16 protein-coding genes and 2 tRNA genes are annotated in these 13,771 nt (G+C 71.9%); 7 read left to right on the top strand and 11 right to left on the bottom strand.

Features of this window, described 5'->3' with window-relative positions; genetic code table 11:
• Positions 1-182: 182 nt before the first annotated feature.
• Complete coding sequence (locus G4G93_RS11730; RefSeq protein WP_165084392.1) at positions 183-836, bottom strand: protein-L-isoaspartate O-methyltransferase; 654 nt, start codon at positions 834-836, stop codon at positions 183-185.
• A 181-nt stretch (positions 837-1,017) separates the two neighbouring features.
• Positions 1,018-1,091, bottom strand: a tRNA-Cys gene (locus G4G93_RS11725).
• Between the two features lie 227 nt (positions 1,092-1,318).
• On the opposite strand from G4G93_RS11725, the gene G4G93_RS11720 reads away from it, so the two are divergent.
• Together G4G93_RS11720 and G4G93_RS11715 are read left to right on the top strand one after the other, a co-directional pair.
• Positions 1,319-1,394 (top strand) — tRNA-Asn (locus tag G4G93_RS11720).
• 215 nt (positions 1,395-1,609) lie between these two features.
• Entirely contained in the window at positions 1,610-1,786 is a 177-nt protein-coding gene (locus G4G93_RS11715; protein WP_048431004.1) for a DUF1328 domain-containing protein, read from the top strand.
• A 76-nt stretch (positions 1,787-1,862) separates the two neighbouring features.
• Here the strand turns inward: G4G93_RS11715 and G4G93_RS11710 are convergent, their stop codons facing one another.
• Entirely contained in the window at positions 1,863-2,105 is a 243-nt protein-coding gene (locus G4G93_RS11710) for a hypothetical protein (protein ID WP_165084390.1), read from the bottom strand.
• 542 nt (positions 2,106-2,647) lie between these two features.
• Here G4G93_RS11710 and sseA point away from each other — a divergent pair.
• Positions 2,648-3,490 (top strand): 3-mercaptopyruvate sulfurtransferase, encoded by an 843-nt coding sequence (gene sseA / locus G4G93_RS11705; RefSeq protein ID WP_165084388.1) that lies wholly within the window; start codon positions 2,648-2,650, stop codon positions 3,488-3,490.
• Between the two features lie 98 nt (positions 3,491-3,588).
• Here the strand turns inward: sseA and G4G93_RS11700 are convergent, their stop codons facing one another.
• From G4G93_RS11700 to G4G93_RS11685, 4 genes are all read right to left on the bottom strand, one after another.
• Positions 3,589-4,413 carry an amino acid ABC transporter ATP-binding protein gene (locus G4G93_RS11700; protein WP_165084386.1) on the bottom strand — a complete coding sequence of 275 codons (825 nt, stop codon included), beginning with the start codon at positions 4,411-4,413 and terminating at the stop codon, positions 3,589-3,591.
• 8 nt (positions 4,414-4,421) lie between these two features.
• Complete coding sequence (locus tag G4G93_RS11695; protein ID WP_165084383.1) at positions 4,422-5,573, bottom strand: amino acid ABC transporter permease; 1,152 nt, start codon at positions 5,571-5,573, stop codon at positions 4,422-4,424.
• 7 nt (positions 5,574-5,580) lie between these two features.
• Positions 5,581-6,792 carry an amino acid ABC transporter permease gene (locus G4G93_RS11690; RefSeq protein WP_165084381.1) on the bottom strand — a complete coding sequence of 404 codons (1,212 nt, stop codon included), beginning with the start codon at positions 6,790-6,792 and terminating at the stop codon, positions 5,581-5,583.
• Between the two features lie 103 nt (positions 6,793-6,895).
• The gene (locus G4G93_RS11685; protein ID WP_165084379.1) at positions 6,896-7,918 is read right to left on the bottom strand and encodes an amino acid ABC transporter substrate-binding protein; all 1,023 of its coding nucleotides are present in this window, start codon (positions 7,916-7,918) and stop codon (positions 6,896-6,898) included.
• A 279-nt stretch (positions 7,919-8,197) separates the two neighbouring features.
• Here G4G93_RS11685 and metC point away from each other — a divergent pair, with 279 nt between their 5' ends.
• The gene (gene metC / locus G4G93_RS11680) at positions 8,198-9,385 is read left to right on the top strand and encodes a cystathionine beta-lyase (RefSeq protein ID WP_165084377.1); all 1,188 of its coding nucleotides are present in this window, start codon (positions 8,198-8,200) and stop codon (positions 9,383-9,385) included.
• Between the two features lie 352 nt (positions 9,386-9,737).
• Here the strand turns inward: metC and G4G93_RS11675 are convergent, their stop codons facing one another.
• Positions 9,738-10,331 carry a pyridoxamine 5'-phosphate oxidase family protein gene (locus tag G4G93_RS11675; protein WP_165084375.1) on the bottom strand — a complete coding sequence of 198 codons (594 nt, stop codon included), beginning with the start codon at positions 10,329-10,331 and terminating at the stop codon, positions 9,738-9,740.
• 107 nt (positions 10,332-10,438) lie between these two features.
• Between G4G93_RS11675 and G4G93_RS11670 the strand changes: the two genes are divergently transcribed.
• Positions 10,439-10,801: a hypothetical protein gene (locus tag G4G93_RS11670; RefSeq protein WP_165084373.1), complete on the top strand. Its 363-nt coding sequence runs from the start codon at positions 10,439-10,441 to the stop codon at positions 10,799-10,801.
• Here the strand turns inward: G4G93_RS11670 and G4G93_RS11665 are convergent.
• Positions 10,756-11,496 (bottom strand): gamma-glutamylcyclotransferase, encoded by a 741-nt coding sequence (locus tag G4G93_RS11665; RefSeq protein WP_165084371.1) that lies wholly within the window; start codon positions 11,494-11,496, stop codon positions 10,756-10,758. The two genes, G4G93_RS11670 and G4G93_RS11665, sit on opposite strands and share 46 nt — an antisense overlap.
• Positions 11,497-11,640: 144 nt before the next feature.
• On the opposite strand from G4G93_RS11665, the gene G4G93_RS11660 reads away from it, so the two are divergent.
• Both G4G93_RS11660 and G4G93_RS11655 read left to right on the top strand, forming a co-directional pair.
• Positions 11,641-11,955 (top strand): hypothetical protein, encoded by a 315-nt coding sequence (locus tag G4G93_RS11660; protein WP_165084369.1) that lies wholly within the window; start codon positions 11,641-11,643, stop codon positions 11,953-11,955.
• A gap of 94 nt (positions 11,956-12,049) precedes the next feature.
• Complete coding sequence (locus G4G93_RS11655; RefSeq protein ID WP_165084367.1) at positions 12,050-12,334, top strand: hypothetical protein; 285 nt, start codon at positions 12,050-12,052, stop codon at positions 12,332-12,334.
• 69 nt (positions 12,335-12,403) lie between these two features.
• On the opposite strand, the gene G4G93_RS11650 is transcribed toward G4G93_RS11655, so the two are convergent.
• Positions 12,404-13,135 (bottom strand): alpha/beta hydrolase family protein, encoded by a 732-nt coding sequence (locus tag G4G93_RS11650; RefSeq protein ID WP_165084365.1) that lies wholly within the window; start codon positions 13,133-13,135, stop codon positions 12,404-12,406.
• Positions 13,136-13,212: 77 nt separating this feature from the next.
• On the bottom strand, positions 13,213-13,689 hold the full coding sequence (locus G4G93_RS11645; protein WP_165084363.1) for a hypothetical protein: 477 nt from the start codon (positions 13,687-13,689) through the stop codon (positions 13,213-13,215).
• Between the last annotated feature and the right edge of the window lie 82 nt (positions 13,690-13,771).

Genomic DNA, 13,771 nt, shown 5'->3' with positions numbered 1-13,771 from the left:
CGGGGATGCGGGCCACCGGATCGGGCACCAAGGAAATTCGGCCTCGGAATCCCCGCCGGAGCGGCCGGCCGGCGCCGTATTTCGGCGGCGGGCCTACCCCTTTCGGGGATGGCGTCGGGCGCGGAGCGTCGCGCCCGAGGGCGTGTCGCAGGATGTCCGGAAGCAACCTTCCGGACATCGCATTAGAACGCGAAGCCGGCCTCGACCGCGAAGGCGCGCAGCGGCGGCAGGGTGGCGTCGAAGAGCGGGCGCGAGCCGAAGGCGTCGCCGGAGCGGACCCATAGGGTCGCCTTGGCCGGACGGCCCTGCCCCTGGACGCAGGCGAGGCGCCCGCCGTCGGCGAGCTGGTCCAGCAGGGCTTGCGGGCGCTGCTCGACCTGACCCTCGACCAGGATCGCGTCGTAGGGGCCGTGGCCGGCCGCGCCCTTGTCGAGCGGGCCGGTCTCGACGGTGACGCCGCCGCCCAGGGTCTCGCGCGCCGCCGCCGCGAGGCCGGGGAGCGATTCGAGGGCGACGACCTCGACGCCGAGGCGATGCAGGATCGCGGCGCCGTAGCCGAGGCCGGACCCGACATCGAGGACGCGGTTGCCGGGCTTCAGGCTGAGCGCCTGGATCAGGCGGGCCAGCACCATCGGGGCCGGCATGAAGCGGGTCTCGCCGTCCTCGGTCCCGACCGCCTGGGGCTGGTCGATATAGGCGAAGGCCGCACGGTCCGCCGGCAGGAACCGCTCGCGCGGGACGGCGTCGAATGCGTCGAGGAGCGCGATGTCGGTCACGTCGAACGTGCGGAGCTGGCAATCGACCATGAGGCGGCGCGCTTGCGCGTAGTCGAGCATGAACGTCTCTGGGGAGCTTGGGCGACGGTCAAGCCGTCGGGCGACGCGGTTGTGGTGGATCCCCGGGCAAAAGGCAAGGATCCGGGGATCCGCGCTGCCTCGCGGCCGGGATCGGATTCCTCGAGCAACCTGGGCGAACCCGTCGCCCTTACGCTCTACCGTGAGATGGGATGAGAAGAGATGGAGGCCTCGCCCGGAATCGAACCGGGGTGCAAGGATTTGCAGTCCTCTGCGTAACCACTCCGCCACGAGGCCATCCGGGTCGGTCTCGACCGACGATCGGGCGTGCCGGGCGCTTCAGGCCGGCTGCACCGTCTCCCCGGCGTCGGGCGGACAACCCGGGGACGAGGGCTCTCTAGCAGAGCCCGCCCCGGCTCCGCAACAGGCTCCGGCGGCAAAAACCGCGATCCGCGGCACGAATGGAGCCGGCTCGCAAAACCCCTTGCGCCCCCTGCCCGCCTCGGCTAGATGTCCCGCCGCGATCCCCGATAGCTCAGTTGGTAGAGCAGGCGACTGTTAATCGCCTTGTCGCAGGTTCGAGTCCTGCTCGGGGAGCCACTCCCTCTCGCACAGCGTTGGACAGTTGGTGCGCCGCCCGTTCCGGGCCGGCGCCTCTCGTGCGTGGCGTAGGTCTCACGGCCGGCAAGCGGGTTTCATCCGAAAAAATCCGCGGAACCTGTCGCCCGGTCCGGTGGTTTCTCGTTCAACTTGCTGCAACGCTTCCCTGCACGGCGCCGCGAAGCAATCCAGCAGCCTTCGAACGGGAGTTTCCAATGATCGGCTGGGCTATCACCTTCCTCGTCGTCGCCCTCGTCGCGGCTCTGCTGGGCTTCGGCGGTATCGCCGGCACCGCCATGGAGGCGGCCAAGATCGTGTTCTTCGTGGCGATCGTGCTGTTCGCCGTCTCGGCCATCTTCGGCCTGATGCGCGGCCGCTCGCCGCGAATCTGACCCCGGGGCGCGACCGGCGGGCTCGCTTGAGCCCGCCTCCCCGATCGAGGCGGCCGAGAGGCCGCCTTTTTCGCGTTCAGGCTTCGGCCGCCCGGCGCAGGCCGTCCGACGGCACCGGCGTCAGCCGCGGCCGCGCCCGGCGCGGCACCAGCCGGTGCACGGTCGCGGAGGGCAGCGTCTCATGGTGCCTCCCCTGCAGCGTCCCTTGCCGTGTTCCGTGCCGCCCGGCGAGAAGGATCGCCGCGGCGAGGTAGCCGAGGGACGAGACCTCGATCCGGTCGGGCCGGATCGGCCATTCGAAACGGGCCGTCGCGTTCATCGCACCCTCCCTGTCGCGCGCGGGCTCGCGCGCCGGTCGCCCGAGGCGGCAGCCCCGCGACACCCGGGCGGGCCCGCATAGCGCAGGGATCCACGCTCGGTCCATCGCCGCGGACGGGCGGGCCAGGCAGCCCTCGGAGTCTCACTGCCTGGCCCGTCGACCACGCCCGGCCGTGCAAGGGAGAGTGGACACGGCGGGTGCAGTGCAGGGTGTTTCGCAAGCACCGTGCCAAGCACCGTGACAGGGGCGGCCGAGGTGACGGAAACGAGGCAGGGGACGGAGGACGCGGCGGGCATCGGGCTCTTTCGCCTCTCGCGGGTGGACGGACGCCCCGTTCTAGGCAGGCCCTGCCGCCGCCTCACTCTCATTCGATAGGACTTCACTCCCGCCGGGAGAGGCGGCCCGTCCGGCGCGAAACGCCGCTTTCGCGCCCGGACGGGTGGCGGCGGCGCCCGGAATTCGGGCAGAATGCACCGGATAGGCGCCGGGGCCCCCATGAATGGTCCTTTCCCCGGGCGCGCCCCTTTCGGAGACACAGCAGCATGTCGATCGGCCCCTTTGTCACGACGGACTGGCTCGCAGAGCGGCTCGCGGCGCCCGACATCGTCGTGCTCGACGGTTCCTGGTACCTGCCGGCCATGGGGCGTGACGCCGAGGCCGAGTACCGCGCCGGCCACATCCCGGGGGCGATCCGCTTCGACATCGATGCGGTCCGCGACGAGGCGAGCGCCCTGCCGCACATGCTGCCCTCGCCCGAGGCCTTCGCCTCGCGGATGCGCCAGATGGGCATCGGCGACGGCATGACCATCGTGGTCTATGACGGGATGGGCCTGTTTTCCGCCCCGCGGGTGCGCTGGACCCTGAAGGCGTTCGGCGCCCGCGAGGTCGCGATCCTCGAAGGCGGCTTCCCGGCCTGGGTCGCCGGCGGTCACCCGGTCGAGGAAGGCGAGGCCCGCCCGCGCGACCGGCGCCACTTCACCGCCCGCCTCGACCACTCGGCCGTGGCGAATGTCGGCGACGTGCAGCGGGCGCTCGCCGGCCAGGCCCAGGTGGTCGATGCCCGCTCAGGTCCCCGCTTCGCCGGCGAGGAGCCCGAGCCGCGCCCCGGCGTGCGCCCCGGCCACATGCCCGGCGCCCTGAACCTCCACTACGCGGCGCTCCAGGAGAACGGCCGGCTCAAGGACGAGGCGCGTTTGCGCGAGGCGGTGGCCCAGGCCGGCATCGACCTCGACCGCCCGGTGGTCACCACCTGCGGCTCCGGCGTCACCGCGGCGATCGTGAGCATCGCCCTCGAGACCCTCGGCCGGCCGCCCCGCGCCCTGTACGACGGCTCCTGGTCGGAATGGGGGTCGCGCGAGGACCTGCCGGTCGCGACGGGGCGGTAGAACCGCCCTCGTTCCGCCGGCGCCATCCGCGACGGTTTCGACGCCGAGAGGTGTCGATGGGGCGCCCGTCCGGCCTGCGTCGGGCGCCCGTCCCGTCCTCAATGCAGGATCTGGCTCAGGAACAGCCGGGTCCGCTCGTGCGCCGGCGCGCGGAAGAACGCCTCCGGGGTGTTCGATTCGACGATCTGGCCCTCGTCCATGAAGATCACCCGGTCGGCGACCTGGCGGGCGAAGCCCATCTCGTGGGTGACGCAGAGCATGGTCATGCCCTCGTCGGCCAGCCCCACCATCGTGTCGAGCACCTCCTTGACCATCTCGGGATCCAGCGCCGAGGTCGGCTCGTCGAACAGCATGATCTTGGGCGCCATGCACAGCGAGCGGGCGATCGCCACGCGCTGCTGCTGGCCGCCGGAGAGCTGGCCCGGATACTTGTGCGCCTGATTGGGGATCTTCACCCGGGTCAGGTACTGCATGGCGATCGCCTCGGCCTCGGCCTTCGGCATCTTCTTCACCCAGATCGGCGCGAGCGTGCAGTTCTCGAGCACGGTCAGGTGCGGAAACAGGTTGAAGTGCTGGAAGACCATGCCGACCTCGCGGCGGATCTCGTCGATCCGCTTGAGGTCGTTGGTGAGCTCGATGCCGTCGACCACGATGCGGCCGGCCTGGTGCTCCTCCAGGCGGTTGATGCAGCGGATCAGGGTCGACTTGCCGGAGCCCGAGGGGCCGCAGATCACGATCCGCTCGCCCTTGCGCACGGTGAGATCGACGTCGCGCAGGACGTGGAAGGCGCCGTACCACTTGTTGACCCGTTCCAGCGACACCGCCGTCGGCGCGCTGGCCAGCCGCGTCGCCGAGGTGTTGCGGGGCGCGAGGTCCGGATCGGCCTCAGGGAGAGTCGGGGTCGGGACGGGGGAGGAAGCCATCGGGGAACTCACCGTGTCTGGCCGGCCGCGAGCCGCCGCTCCATGAAGCGGGCGTAGCGCGACATGCCGAAGCAGAAGACGAAGTAGAACAGGGCCGCGAAGGCGTAGCCGGTCATCACCACCGTCGGCGCCGCCCAGGTCGGATCGACCCGGGCCGATTCGATCGTGCGGATGAAGTCGAAGATGCCGACGATCGAGACGAGGCTGGTATCCTTGAACAGGGCGATGAAGCTGTTGACGATGCCCGGGATCACGATGCGCAGGGCCTGCGGCAGGATGATCAGGCGCATCCGGTGCCAGGGGCTCAAGCCCAAGGACATCGCCCCTTCCGTCTGCCCGCGGGGGATCGCCTGGAGGCCGCCGCGCACCGTCTCGGCCATGTAGGCGGCCGAGAACAGCGCGATGCCGACGAGCGGCCGCACCAGCCGGTCGATCGTGACGTCGCCGGGCAGGAACAGCGGCAGCATCACGTTGGCCATGAACAGCACGGTGATGAGCGGCACGCCGCGCCAGAACTCGATGAAGATGACGCAGAACAAGCGCACGATCGGCAGCCGCGAGCGCCGCCCGAGCGCCAGCAGGATGCCGAGCGGCAGCGAGGCGACGATGCCGACGAGCGACACGATCAGCGTCACCAGCATGCCGCCCCACAGCGAAGTCGGCACGGACGAAAGTCCGAGCGCCGGCACGCCGGCGAGCAGCGCGTAGGAGACGACCGGGAACACGACGAAGAAGTAGAGTGCGCCCCACGCCCGCTTCGGCGCGTCGAGCCACAGCATCCAGCCGACCCCGACCGCCATCAGGGCGAAGAAGACGTTGGGGCGCCAGCGCTCCTCGATCGGGTAGGAGCCGTAGACGAAGTAGTTGATCTTGTTCGCCACGAAGGCCCAGCAGGCGCCGACCGGCCGTCCGATCACCTCGGGCCGGCAGGCGTCGCGGTTCTGGCCGGTCCAGACCGCGTCGATCACGAGGAAGCGTAGGAGCGGCGGCACTACGAGTGCGATGACGGCGAGCGCCGCCAGCGTCATCACGGCGTTGGCGGGGCTGGAGAAGAGGTTCCGGCGCAGCCAGGCGAGCGGCCCGGCGACGAGGGAGGGCGGGGCTGAGGCGGGCACCGCCTCGCGGCGGACGAAGGTGAGCGGCTGGGCTCCGGCGGTCATGTTTGCCTCACCGCTCGATCAGCGCGACGCGCCGGTTGTAGAGGTTCATCACGAAGGCCGTGACGAGGCTGATCGTCAGGTAGACCGCCATGGTGATCGCCACGACTTCCACCGCCTGCCCGGTCTGGTTCAGCACCGTGCCCATGAAGACCTGGACGAGGTCCGGGTAGCCGATGGCGACGGCCAGCGACGAGTTCTTGGTCAGGTTCAGGAACTGGCTGGTCAGCGGCGGCACGATCACCCGCATCGCCTGCGGGATCACCACCAGCCGCATCGTCGGGCCGGGTTGCAGGCCGAGCGCGCGGGCCGCCTCGGTCTGGCCCTTGCTGACGGCCTGGATGCCGGCCCGCACCACCTCGGCGATGAAGGCGGCGGTGTAGACCGTGAGCCCGAGCACCAGGGCGACGAATTCGGGATAGAGCTGCATCCCGCCGCGCAGGTTGAAGGTCCCCTTCACCGGATATTCGAGCGCCACCGGGGCGATGCCGAGGAGCGCCAGCACCCCGTAGGCCAGGAGCGGCAGGCCGAGGATGAGGACGAGACCCACCGTGAGCACCGGCAGGCGCCGGCCGGTCCGCGCCTGCTCGCGCTTCGCGTAGGTGCGGAACGCCAGGGTGCCGACGAGGCCGATCGCGAGGGCGATGGGGAGGGCCCAGGCATCCGCCGCCAGCAGGGGCCTGGGCAGGTAGAGGCCGCGCTGGTTGAGGAAGACGGAGGTGCCGAGCGCGTAGGAATCGCGCGCCGACGGCAGGCTCGCCAGCACCGCGACGTACCAGAACAGCAATTGCAGCAGCAGCGGGATGTTGCGCAGGACCTCGACGTAGACGGTGGCGAGCGTGCGCACGATCCAGTTCGGCGACAGCCGCGCCACGCCGACCGTGAAGCCGAGGATCGTCGCCAGCACGATGCCGATCACCGACACCATCAGGGTGTTGGTGAGCCCGACCAGGAAGGCGGTGCCGTAGGTCGAGGTCGCGGCCGTGAACGGGATCACCGTCTGGTTGACGTCGAAACCCGCGGTATTGTTGAGGAAGCCGAAGCCCGAGGCGACGCGGGCGTTGCGCAGGTTCTCGGCGGCGTTGCCGATCGCGATCCAGGCCACCAGCCCGACCGCGAGCAGCAGCAGGATCTGGTAGGCCGCCCCGCGGAAGCGGGGATCGTAGAGGGGCGAGACCCGGGGCGGCCTGGAAGCTGGATCGGCCGGAAGCTGCGTCGGCAAGTGGTGTGCTCGCGTCTGTGGTGTCCAGGGACGACGTCCGGGACCGCCCGGGCGCCGATGGTTTCCGGCGCCCGGGCGGTCCCGGGCGCCGCGTGTCAGGGGCTCAGCGGATCGGCGGGCCGTATTGCAGGCCGCCCTTCGACCACAGGGCGTTGAGGCCGCGCTGGATCTTCAGGGGCGAGCCCTGGCCGACGTTGCGCTCGAACACCTCGCCGTAATTGCCGACGAGCTTGATGATGCGGTAGGCCCAGTCGTTGGTCAGCCCGATATCGGCGCCGTACTTGCCCTCGGTGCCGAGGATGCGCTTGATGTCCGGGTTGTCGGTGGACTTCACCAGCTGGTCGACGTTTCCTTGGGTGATGCCGGCCTCCTCGGCGTTCAGCATCGCGTAGTGGGTCCAGCGGACGATGTCGGCCCATTGGGCGTCGCCCTGGCGGACCGCCGGCGCGAGCGGCTCCTTCGAGATGATCTCGGGCAGCACGATGTTGTCGTCGGGGACCGCGGCGCGCAGGCGCTCGGCGTAGAGGCCCGAGGCGTCGGTGGTGAAGGCGTCGCAGCGGCCGGCATCGTAGGCCTTGAAGGTCTCGTCGGCGCTGGCGAAGGCCACCACCTCGTACTTCATCTTGTTGGCCCGGAAGTAGTCGGCCAGGTTCAGCTCGGTGGTGGTGCCCTGCTGGGTGCAGATCGAAGCGCCGTCGAGCTGCTTGGCCGAGGTGATGCCGAGCTTCTTCTTCACCATGAAGCCCTGACCATCGTAGAAGTTGACGGCCGGGAAGTCGAGCCCGAGGGCCGTGTCGCGCGACATCGTCCAGGTGGTGTTGCGCGACAGGATGTCGACCTCGCCCGACTGGAGCGCCGTGAAGCGGTCCTTGGCCGAGAGCGGGATGAAGCGGACCTTCGTGACGTCGTTGAAGATCGCCGCGGACAGGGCCCGGCAGAAATCGACGTCGAGCCCTGTCCAGCGCCCCTGCGCGTCCGGCACGCCGAAGCCGGCGAGGCCCGGGTTCGAGCCGCAGGAGATGTAGCCCTTCTGCTTGATGCTGTTCAGCGTCCCCTGGGCCTGGGCGGCGCCCGCCAGCAGGGTGGCGCCGAGCCCGAAGGCCAGGGTCGCGACGATTGTCTTCATGGGGTCTTGCGTCTCCCGTTCCGGTCGCGGCTCCCGTCGGCCGCCGCCCGTTTGCTCAAGCACGGACGATGCCTAAGCAAGAGGCATTCCAGGCGAAGCGGGCTGCCCGGTCAAGGGGTTGGCGCGATAGACGAACAGCGTAGACGGGATACCGCCGGGGTTGCGGCGGCCGCAAGGCTCCCGCAGGCCAGGCTTGACGGGGCCGGGCGGCCCGGGATGTGCTGCGCCCAGATTTCCTGTCCGGTTTCCCCGCACGCCCCCTGCCACGCCAGAGGCCCGATGAGCATCACCCCGCCCCGCGACAAGAGCCGCCTCGGCACCCGCACCCGCCTGGTCCATGCCGGCCGCGACCCGTCGCAGCAGCACGGTTTCGTCAACACCCCGATCTATCGCGGCTCGACGGTGCTCTACGAGAGCTACGACGCGCTCAAGAACCGGCGGGCGGAGTACACCTACGGCACCACCGGCACGCCGACGGTCCGCGCCCTCGAAGCCGCCTGGACCGAGCTCGCCGGGGCCGCCGGCACGGTGCTGACGCCCTCGGGCCTCGCCGCGGTCACGGTCGGGCTCCTCTCCTGCCTCAAGGCCGGCGACCACCTGCTGGTCAGCGATTCCGCCTACCGCCCGACCCGGATCTTCTGCGACGGCTTCCTGACGCGGTTCGGGGTCGAGACGACCTATTACGACCCGACGGTCGGCGCCGGCATCGCGGAGCTCATGCGCGAGAACACCGCCGCGGTGCTCACCGAGGCGCCGGGCTCGCAGAGCTTCGAGATGCAGGACATCCCGGCGATCGCGCAGGCGGCGCACGCGCGCGGCGCCTGCGTGCTGATGGACAACACCTGGGCGACGCCGCTCCTGTTCCCGCCGCACGAGCGCGGCGTCGACATCGCCATCGAGGCCGGCACCAAGTACCTGTCGGGCGGCTCGGACCTGCTGCTCGGCCTCACGTCCGCCAACGCCCGATACTGGCCGGCCCTGCGGCGGACCTTCGACCAGTTCGCGATGTGCGCCGGGGCCGAGGACGTCTTTCTCGCGCTGCGCGGCCTGCGCACCCTCCCCTTGCGCCTGCGCGAGCACGGCGAGCAGGCGCTCACGCTCGCCCGCTGGTTCCAGGGCCGGCCCGAGGTCGCCCGGGTGCTGCACCCGGCCCTGCCGGAGGATCCCGGCCACGCGATCTGGTCCCGCGACTTCCTGGGGTCCTCGGGCCTGTTCTCGATCATCCTCAAGCCCTGCCCGGAGGCCGCGGTGGCGGCGATGCTCGACGGGCTGGAGCTGTTCGGGATGGGCTTCTCCTGGGGCGGCTTCGAGAGCCTGGTGATCCCCTTCGACTGCGCGCCCTACCGCACCGCCACCCCCTGGGCGCCGGGCGGGCCGGGCCTGCGGTTCCAGGTCGGGCTGGAGGACATGGACGACCTGACGCGGGACCTGGAGGCCGGGTTCGCGCGGCTGCGGGCAGCGAGCTGAGGGCCTGTTCGACGGGGCCTGACGGAAACGGCGCCCTCCGCGTCGTCCCGGGGCCGCGACGGCGGAGCCCGGGACCCGGCATTCATCGACGCGGCCGTCGTGGCGATGGGGAACGCCCAGCCGGCCCGGGCGGCAGAGGCAGGCGCCGCCGATCCAGGAGACGCTGCCGTGCCGGAGCTGAGGATCCGCGCGACGGACGCCCGGAGCCGCCAGGCCCCGGGTCGCGCTGGAACGGCTCGGCGGCCAATGCCCTGCCGGGCTGGCTCGCCTGCCGGAGACCTGGCCCGGCGCCGTCGAGGCGTGGCGCGCTCCGAAGGCGCAGCCGGCGGCCCAGGCCGGCGGGCATCGCGCCTCACGGCGCCAGCCACGTCGCCGTCTCCGCGTCCCCGTCCCAGGAGAACGAGGCCCGCCGGTGCCCCTGGCGGGCGAGGTACAGGAATTCCAGCCGGGCCGCGGTCAGGACGATGACGCGGAACTCCGACAAGCCCGCCTCCGCCGCTTCGTCGTCCCGCGGCTGGGCGTAGGCGCCGCCCGCCGGCAAGGGCGTGCCGGGGCCGGGCGTCGTGCCGTAGCAGACCCGGCTCATCGGCCGCGACGCCGCCCAGGCGGCGCGGGCGACCTCATCGCCGCCGTGCAGGCGGGCCGTGCCCTCGATCCGCACCTGGATCTTCGCCTTCGGGTCGTAGGCGTGGAGCGACACCCGGGGATCGGCGGCGATCTCGGCGGCCTTGTCGGAGCGGGCGTCGCAATGGACCCGCAAGGATCGGCTCTCCCTGTCGACCCCGCGCAGGACCACCGTACGCAGGCGCGGGGCGCCGTCGCGGCCGAGGGTCGCCAGCGCCGGGGTGTGGAAGCCGCTCTGGTGCGCCGCCCCCTCCTCCAGCCGGCGCCAGGCCTCGGCGAGGCAGCCCGCGAGGTCGTCGTAGAACGGCGGCAACTCGGTCATGCGGGCCTGCGTCTCCGGTTCGTTCACCAATCTAGGTCACGATCCGGGGAACCGGGATGCCCCGGCGAAGCTTGTCCGTACGACCGTTCCTGCCGAGGTTCCGACCCATGACGCTCCGCACGACGCCGGCCTGGTTGGCCCTGGCGGCCGCCCTCACGGCCCTGCCGGCGATGGCCGCCGACATGCCCGAAGGCTATGCGGGGCAAGGCTATGCAGGGCAAGGCTACGCGGCGCGCGGCGGGGCCGGGTTCGCCGCCGGATGGAGCGCGCCGCTGCCCCCGCCACCCCCGCCGCCGGTGGCGGTCGAGGCGGAGGCCGAAATCCAAGGGGGCGTCATCGTGGCCGTGCCCCCGCCGCGCCGGCTCCTCGGCTTCGGCTACGCGCCGGTCCTGCCCTATTACGGCGTCTCGACCGGGCCCTACGGCTACCCGCCGCGGCCCCAGCCCGGGGTCGGCGTCGGGCTGTTCTGATCCCCGCGGGCCGCGAGCCGCGCGGCGACCAGCGCCTGCATGGCGAAGAGGTGGCGGTCGCGGATGCCCATCGCCTCGCAGGCCGCCACCGTGTTCAGCAGGTACTCGGCGCTCGGGCCCGTGGGGCCGCAGGCCGCGGCGATGCGCGCGGCGATCGCCTCGTCCGGCAGCCGCCCGGCATAGCGCGTCCCCGCCCGGTCGGCGACGAAGGCGAGGACCGGGACCGGGCCGTCCGCCGTCTCGGCGGTGAGCCAGCGCGAGGCGTAGCCGCGCCCCCGCATCTCCCGCCGCCAGACCGGCCGCACCGCTTCCCGCGGATCGTCGCCGGCGATGCGGTAGGCGAGCCCCCGGCACTGCCCGCCCCGGTCGAGGGCGAGCATCACGCCGGGGCGTTCCGGCGTGCCGCGAAAGCCCGGCTGCCACAGGCAGAAGCGGCGGTGCCAGCCCCGCACCCGGGCCTCGCGCCGCTCGGCGAACGGGAATTCCGGCCGCCACATCAGGGCGCCGTAGGCGAACAGCCACAGGGCGCCGGGATCGCCGGGCGCCGTAGCCAGGGCCGCGTCGAGCCGCGCATCGGCCTCCGCCTCGCCCATCAGCGCCATGCCGTAGCCCGGGCCGCGCCCGTCATGGGCCACGGGGTGCGGATGGGCCCGGGCGATCAGCGCGGCGTCGAGCGTGAGGGAGCGTTTGGGCATCGCAACCGTTAGTCCGATGGGGTGCGGCCGCGCCGCGGTGGAAAATCGATCGGACCGATCGGCTTTCCAGCCAAGCCTGCCGCCCCATGTTAGTGCCGTGCTAAGCCGCACGGGTCCAGGTTGTCCGGGAATGGAGGACGCGTCATGGCCATCACGGGTCGCTTCAATTTCCGCAAGACCCTCACCGGCAAGCTCGTCCTGCAGGTCGAGACCGAGCGCCGCTCCTGGTGGCCCTTCGCCCGCAAAGCCTCGCCGGGCCATGTCTGGCGCGACGCCACGCCGAAGGACCTGACCGCGGTGGAGCTGCAGCAGCTCCTGAACCTGCGCCGCAACCCCGGCTACATGCCGCGCAGCCCGGTGATCTTCATGATGGGCCGGGATCAGAAGGGGGAGGCTCCTTCCGCCGAGGTGGTGACGCTCGCCGCCCACCGTGCCGCCGGACAGCAGCAGGCGGGCTGACGGCGCGAGGGCACCGCTCGCGCGCGGCCGCGTTGTCCCGGTCAACGGGGACAACCCTCGAAGGGGGCGACCCAGCCGAACGGGAGAGCGCAGCATGGGCATGACCTCCGTGAACCAAGCGGTGATCGAGGCCCTGTCGGAGCAGATCGTCACGGCCTATTGCGACGCCGGCGAGCCCGCCGGGGGCAAGGCCCGCGCGCGGCTGATGGACGAGATCAGGCATGCCATCGAGGAGCCGGTCGGCACCCGTACCCTGGCCGAGGCGGGGCCGGAGCGGGTCAACGCCGTTCTCGCCGACTGGGAGGCGCAGGAGGGCCGCAGCTTCGGCCTGCGGCTGATCGAGATCGATCCCGGCCGCACCGTGGTGACGATGGGATAATCGATCTGGCCGCGTCCGGTCGGGAGAGCCGGGGAAACGTCCTGGACGAGCCGCGTTTCGGACCGGGCATCAGACCCCGTCACGCCCAAGCTCCACCAGCATCTCGGCGAGCGGGCCCGGCGCGCTCACCATCGCGTCGTGGCCCGTCGCGAGATCGCGCCAGCCCCAGTCGGGCTGGCGCCGCACCCAGTCCTTGACGCCGTCGAGGGTGGGGTAGGACGGCGCGGTGCAATCGACGTAGGTGCGCGGCAGGCCGTTGCCGACCGGGCCGCGGATCGGCAGCGGGCTCTCGTAGGTGCTCAAGGGGTGCGGGGTCAGGCGGCGCTCCACCCAGGCGGCGTCCGCCGGATCGAGCACCCCGAAGGCCTCGGCCGGCGGCGGCGGCAGGCTCAGGCCCCCGCTCGACTCCGCGGCGGCGCGGCGGCGGGCCGCCGCCACCTCCGGCGGCACCCCGTCGAACGGCGCGCGGCCGGCCTGGACGATCAGCGCGTCGAGATAGACGAGGTGGCGCAGCCGCTCGGGCATGGCCTCGGCGACGCCGCTGACCACCAGGCCCCCGAAGGAATGCCCGACCAGCACGACATCCGTCAGTTCCTCGGCCGCGATCACCCCGGCGACGTCCCGCACGAAGGTGTCGAGGGTGATGGTCTCGGAGAGGAGATGCGCCCGCTCGCCGAGGCCGGTGCAGGTCGGGGTGAAGACCCGGTGGCCCCGTGCCCGCAAGCGGTCGACCACCCGGACCCAGCACCAGCCGCCGTGCCAGGCGCCGTGCACCAGCACGAAGGTCAGCCCGTCGCTCATCGCGTCCCTCCCGTCATCGTCGGGGGAAGCCAAGCGTGAACGGGCCCGGCATGCAAGGGACTCTCTGCCGTGGGCGCTTACTCCCCGGCCTCGTCCCGGTCGTGGCGGTTCGCGTCGAAGCCTGCGATCATCCGCTCCAGGGACTGGAAGCTGCGGACCGCCTCCTGGGTACGGCCGGCGGCGCACTTGCCCTCCGCCGAGCGGTACCACAGCAGCATGCTGTTGAAGGCGTGCTGGTGCGGCGCCTCCGCCACGCGGGCGCGCCGCGCGGTCTCGGCGTCGAACCAGACCCGGACCGCATGGCCCGCATTGGTGCAGACGTCGGCCGAGGGCGGCAGGGCGGCGCGGGAGACGGTCGGGTCGCACAGCATGGCGAACCAGATCGCGCCGGCCGCCAGGCTGGACGCCCCAACCATGCCGGCGGCGCCGCGCAGGCGCCGGCGCCAATCGGGCCGCGCCGTCTCGGAGGCCGGCAGGGACTCCACCGTCTCGGGCCAGCAATGGGTGTAGTGCACCGAACCGTCGGTGTGATGGTGGGGCCACGGATGGGTCATCGAGCACCCCCTTCGGGCAAGGTGGGACTCCGGAGCCTCGCGTGGGCGATCAAGGGGGCCGGGTCGTTTCGGGCGGGTCGCG

Origin of the sequence: Methylobacterium sp. DB0501, assembly GCF_011043735.1 — a bacterium.
GTDB classification, from domain to species: Bacteria; Pseudomonadota; Alphaproteobacteria; order Rhizobiales; family Beijerinckiaceae; genus Methylobacterium; species Methylobacterium alsaeris.
This window is presented reverse-complemented; position numbering and strand designations above follow the sequence as displayed.